Genomic DNA, 2,886 nt, shown 5'->3' with positions numbered 1-2,886 from the left:
AATAAAATAAGTTACAATTCCGGTAACTAAAAATAGTGCCGAAAATAACGGAATTACAGGATAGGACTGCATAATATTCCCGATAACTTCATTAGTATAAATTAAATAATTCACAGCGATAAAGTTGTATTTTACTCCAAATTCATTCCAGAAGAAATATTCGCTTAAACCATTTTGCAAAATCAGCAAAACGTACAAAAACATGACGAATGCAAACAACCAATATCTAATTTTATCTCTTAAAGCAGGAAGAAAAAGTAAAAGAGCAAAAAGTGCTGTTTTAATACCAATAAAAATTAAAACAATTTTAGGCAAAGCTCCTCCGTACTCGCTAAAAATACTTTTTCCGGAAGCTACATAAGCAAATAAACCAACAAAAACAGCCAGAATAATATAGCCGTAAGGTTTGTTGTATTTTGAATTAGAAATAAATATAAGGTACAACCATAAAAAAACACTTGCTACTATAAAAGTAAACACATCTGAAATAATACCTAAACTAAAGATTTTCAGGGACTCAAGAATAGTAAACGAACTTTGTGTAATAGGGTGGAATAATAAAACTATTCTTAATAGAAAACTGATGATACAATAAAATACCATTAGATTATAAAACGGCGAAAGTTTCTTGTAAAAAGTCATGAAATAATTTTTTTACAAAATTACAGTCGTTAAATTAGTTCCAGATGAAGTTATGCTTTTACCTTGCTTAGTGTAAACTTAATGTTTTCTTAAGATGATATTGTTTTTGCTATTCTAGTGGTTTTAAGTGATTTCTGAAGTGTAAAATATTTATCTTTGAATAAAATAAAACAAGATATAATCTTAATTAAACAAGGCAAATGCATATTTTAATAGTCGAAGATGAGTTAGGAATCGTTCAGTTTTTGCAACAAGGTTTGCAGGAAGAAGGATATCAGATTACCACGGCAAATGATGGTTCAAAAGGTTTTGAGTTGATACAAAATCAGAAATTTGATTTGATTTTATTAGATTGGATGCTGCCTAAAATCAACGGTTTAGATTTGTGCAAAGCCATCAGAATAAAGGATCAGGTCACTCCAATTATTTTTTTAACCGCAAAAGATACCGTTCAGGAAACGATAGAAGGACTAAAAGCAGGTGCAAATGATTATATCAAAAAGCCTTTTAGTTTTGAAGAATTGGTAGAGCGCATTAAAATTCATTTCAGAAACCAGAAAGGATCAGAAGTCCTGACTTTAGGTACTATAAAAATCGATTTATCGAAACACATCGTTCTAAAAAATGATGATGAAGTGGCGCTTACGCAACGTGAATTCGAATTATTGACGTATCTCATAAAAAATAAAGGAAAAGTTTGTACCCGAAACCAGATTTTAAAAGACGTCTGGGAAATTAATTTTGAATATGATACCGGAGTAATTGACGTTTTTATGAATGCTATTCGAAAAAAACTCAATTTAAAAATTGAAGAAGATTATATTAAAACAATTCGCGGTATAGGTTATATCGCAAACGACTTATAAATGGTACAACTTTCTTTTAAAAATAGAATTGCCTTAAATTATATAATTACCACGGGATTATTGATTTTGGTAGTTTTTTCGGTAATTTATTCTATCGTAAAACATACCGTTTATAATCATATTGATGAAAAAATAAAGGTTGAAATTAATAATCATCAGGAAGAAATTAAAGAAGTTAATGGCAAAGTAATCCTTATTGATGAAGAAGAATGGAATGAACGGGAACATAATACGGTAGATGTAAATCCTGTATTTGTTGAATTTCTGGACGTAAATAAAAAGATTATAGAAAAAGCGCCTAACCTTAAAACTCAGACACTAAAATTTAATGATTCCGTAGAAGATTTTGAATTGTTTGATACTAAAATGGGTGATCATGCGATCAGGCAAGTTCAGGTTCCATTATACCTTAAAAGCAAACAAATAGGATATGTGATCGTAGCAATGTCTTTGGCCGATTCGAAAATGGTATTGAATAATTTATTTGATATTATGAGTTTGTCGTTTTTAGGCATCTTATTATTGCTGTTTTTTATTGCCAGATTCTTTGCAGGAAGAAGTATCAAACCTATAAATGCCATCATTAATACTTCTAAAATTATTACAAAAGATAATCTGAAAACACGTATTCCGCTGCCCAAAACCCGGGACGAATTATACACGCTTTCTAAAACCATAAACAATCTTCTTAATCGTATAGAAGATGCAATCGAACGCGAAAAACAATTCACTTCTGATGCTTCTCATGAGTTAAGAACGCCACTTACAGTTATTAAAGGAACTCTTGAAGTGTTAATTCGTAAACCTCGTGATAATAAAGAATATGAGGAAAAAATAAATTATTGTATAAAAGAAGTCGATCATCTGAATATGTTGGTAGATCAACTATTATTGATGGCCCGTTTTGAAAACCAGAAAAAGAATATAATTACAGAATCGGTTTATTTAAATGCTGTGATTTTGGATGTTCTGAAACTAAATTCAGAGAAAATAAAAACACGAAATATCGCTATTAAATTCGATGCTCAGGAAGATTACTACATTCAGTCTGATAATTTCTTAGTTATTACCATTTTAAGAAATATTATTTCGAATGCAATAAAATACACGAACAAAGAAGGAGAAGTAAATATCTTGCTTTATAAAGAAGGTGAAAAGATAATTTGTAAAATTTCAGATAACGGAATCGGAATTGAAAAACATGATTTAGAAGCTATTTTTAATCCGTTTTTTAGATCTAATTCTACAGATCATCCTGAAATTAAAGGAACTGGATTAGGTTTGTCTATTGTAAAAAGAATCACAGAACTACTTCATATCAAGTTTAAAATTGATAGCCAGATAGGAGTAGGAACAACCGTTGTTTTGAGTTTTAATG

The 2,886-nt window shown here is 29.8% G+C and carries 2 protein-coding genes and 1 pseudogene; 2 read left to right on the top strand and 1 reads right to left on the bottom strand.

Annotated features, from left to right (window positions below; all coding sequences use genetic code 11):
* Window positions 1-642 (bottom strand): annotated as a pseudogene (locus tag FLACOL7796_RS24275) (LTA synthase family protein); the annotation flags it as partial.
* A 200-nt stretch (window positions 643-842) separates the two neighbouring features.
* Between FLACOL7796_RS24275 and FLACOL7796_RS24270 the strand changes: the two are divergent.
* On the top strand, window positions 843-1,508 hold the full coding sequence (locus tag FLACOL7796_RS24270) for a response regulator transcription factor (RefSeq protein WP_173973341.1): 666 nt from the start codon (window positions 843-845) through the stop codon (window positions 1,506-1,508).
* A partial coding sequence (locus FLACOL7796_RS24265) for a sensor histidine kinase (protein ID WP_173973340.1) occupies window positions 1,509-2,886 on the top strand: 1,378 nt, incomplete at its 3' end.

This window comes from Flavobacterium bizetiae, from assembly GCF_902804475.1.
Taxonomy (GTDB): domain Bacteria; phylum Bacteroidota; class Bacteroidia; order Flavobacteriales; family Flavobacteriaceae; genus Flavobacterium; species Flavobacterium bizetiae.
The sequence above is the reverse complement of the archived record's forward strand: the minus strand, read 5'-3'. Positions and strand labels throughout refer to the sequence as shown.